General features: G+C 67.9%; 1 protein-coding gene. It reads right to left on the bottom strand.

Translation table 11 applies throughout. The annotated features are described in order from the left end of the window. Positions 1 to 296: 296 nt before the first annotated feature. On the bottom strand, positions 297 to 2,568 hold a 2,272-nt coding region (locus V6M46_RS03815; RefSeq protein WP_332662442.1), incomplete at its 5' end, for a TonB-dependent receptor domain-containing protein.

Genomic DNA, 2,568 nt, shown 5'->3' with positions numbered 1-2,568 from the left:
GCAGCCGCCGTCGCACGTGGTGCCGACGTTCCCGAGCTGGCGCCCGCAGCGCGCGATCGACCACATCCTGATCGGCGACGGCCTGCGCTGCTCGGAGATGAAGGCGATGCCGGCCGCGCTGTCGGACCACCTGGCGCTGTCGCTGCAGCTCGACGTGCCCGACGCCGCGCTGCAGTAGCGGAGCGCGTCGGCGTTCCGGCGCGCGGCTTGCGCGCGACGTCGACCACCGGCAGGCAAAAAAGGAACGGCCGGTGGCGAACCACCGGCCGTTCGTCTTTTTCACACGTTGGCGGGAATCAGAACCGGTAGTCGGCGCTGACGTACCAGAACGCACCCGGCAGGTCGTACGTGCCGGCGTCGTAGCCGTTGAGCGAGCAGGTCAGGCACACCGGCGGCTCCTTGCCGAACAGGTTGTTGACGCCGACCGACAGCTTCAGGCCCTCGACGAAGGCGTTCTTCCAGCCGGCCTGCACGTCGTGGTACGTGACCGAACCGAGCTTGTTGAACTCCACTCCCGAGCAGCCCGGCAGGCCTTCCAGGCCCACGCAGCTTTCCTTGACGTCGCTGATGTAGCGCACGTTCCAGTTGGCGTCGAAGTTGCCGAGGTTCCAGCCGACCTGCACGTTGCTCTGCCACTCCGGGATCGCGCTGTCGCCGACCTCGATGCCGACCTGGCGCGACGACACGTTGCCGTCGGCGTCGACGGCCTCGTAGTCGTTGATGTAGGTCGTCTGCAGCGAGGCGTTGAGCGTGCCCCAGCTCCACTCCGGGCTCAGCCAGTTGACCTTCAGGTCGACGCCGTCGGTCTCGATCTGGCCGAGGTTGGACAGGAAGTTGTTCGGCGGGTTGAGGTTGCCGCCCGCGCCGCGGGTGAACGGCGAGCACAGCGCCGCGTCGGTGCCGCCGGCGGCCAGGCAGTCGATCAGCAGCTGCTGGATGTCGCGCGCCTGCACGGCGCCCTCGATCTCGTGGTGGTAGTAGCCCAGCTCGAAGTCGATGCGACGCGACCACGACAGGTTCTCCGACCAGCCTGGGCTGTAGACCACGCCGAACGTGTAGCTATCGGACTCTTCCGGCTGCAGGTTCGGGTTGCCGCCGGTGAAGGTGGTGATCTGCGTGTTGGCCTGCTCGAAGCCGTTCGGCACGCCCTGCGCGCGGCAGGCGGTCTCCAGCGGCGTGGTGTTGAGGCCGTCGGCGTCGTTGACCACGACCACGTTGGTCGGGCCGCACGGGTCGACCAGCGTCGCGCCGAACTGGGTCAGGCCGTACAGCTCGCCGAGGTTCGGAGCGCGGAAGCCCTGCGAGTACGTACCGCGGACGACGAGGTCCTCGATGGGCTGCCAGCGGAAGCCGAGCTTGCCGGTGGTGGCGTCGCCGAACGTCGAGTAGTCCGAGTAGCGCAGCGCCGCGGTGAGGTTCAACGTCGCCAGCACCGGGATGTTGATCTCGCCGTAGAGCTCGTCGACGTCGTAGCTCGCCGACACCGGCGCGGCGAACGAATCCTGCGATTCGCCGGTCTGGCGCAGCGGGTCGGGGTTGAACTCGCCGCGGTAGCGGCGGTGCTCGGCGCCGACCGCGAAGCCGGCCGAACGGTCGCCGATGTCGAACAGGTCGCCGGTCAGGTTGGCGGTGAACAGGTCGAGGACCTGCTTGCTCGAGTCGTTCTGGGTGGTGCGGATCCAGTCGATCTGCTGCTGGGTCATCGGCCGGCCCTGGCCGCCGAACAGGTCGAGCGGCGTGCAGCCCGGCACCGCCGCGCACACCGCCGGGTCACCAAGCGCCAGCTTTATCTTGGCGACGTTGTAGCCGTTGGTGAAGCGCTGCTCGGCCTTGTTCTCCGAATGCGCGTAATTGAAATCCCACGCGAAGCGGCCGTCGGCGATCAGCCCGTCGAGGCCGATGTTGAAGTACGTCGTGTCGACGTCCTGCTCGAAGCGGCGCGGACCGACTTCGACCGGGCGGCGGGTGACCCAGCCGAAATTGGTCGCCGGATCGAGGCGGATGCCGAACGGGTTGAACGGGTTGTCCTCGTGGATGATCACCGTGTCGGCGATCCCGCCGGTGCCGGCGTACGGACCGACGAAGATCGGCTCGGGCGCGGCCTGGTTGGTCGAGGTGCGGTTGTTGTACAGCGCCTTGACGTGCAGGCGGGTGTTGTCGGTGATGTCGTACGACAGGCTGGTGAACAGCGCCTTGCGCTTGCTCGGCGTCAGCAGCAGGTTGAACGGCGCGAAGTTGAAGCGGTCGCCACCGTCGAAGTCGTTGTACGTGCCCGACGACGGATCGGCCGGGTTCCATACCGGGTTGGTCGTGCCGTCGTTCAACGTGACGTCGTAGAAGAACTCCTGGCTGGCCGTGCACGAACCGTAGGTGCCGACCGGGCGCGCCGGGTCGCAGAACGTGAAGCGGCCCTGCGGGGTGCCGGAGCTGCCGTAGGCCAGACCGCCGCCGGGAATCGGGAACGCCGACTGCTCCCACACCGCCGAGCTGATCGCCTTCTGCTCGTAGTAGCTGGCCGAGAACACCGCCGACCAGCGCTCGCCGTTGCCGCCGAGGGTGACCGAGGCC

The organism is Aeromicrobium sp., assembly GCF_036676885.1.
Lineage (GTDB): Bacteria > Actinomycetota > Actinomycetes > Propionibacteriales > Nocardioidaceae > Aeromicrobium.
This window is presented reverse-complemented; position numbering and strand designations above follow the sequence as displayed.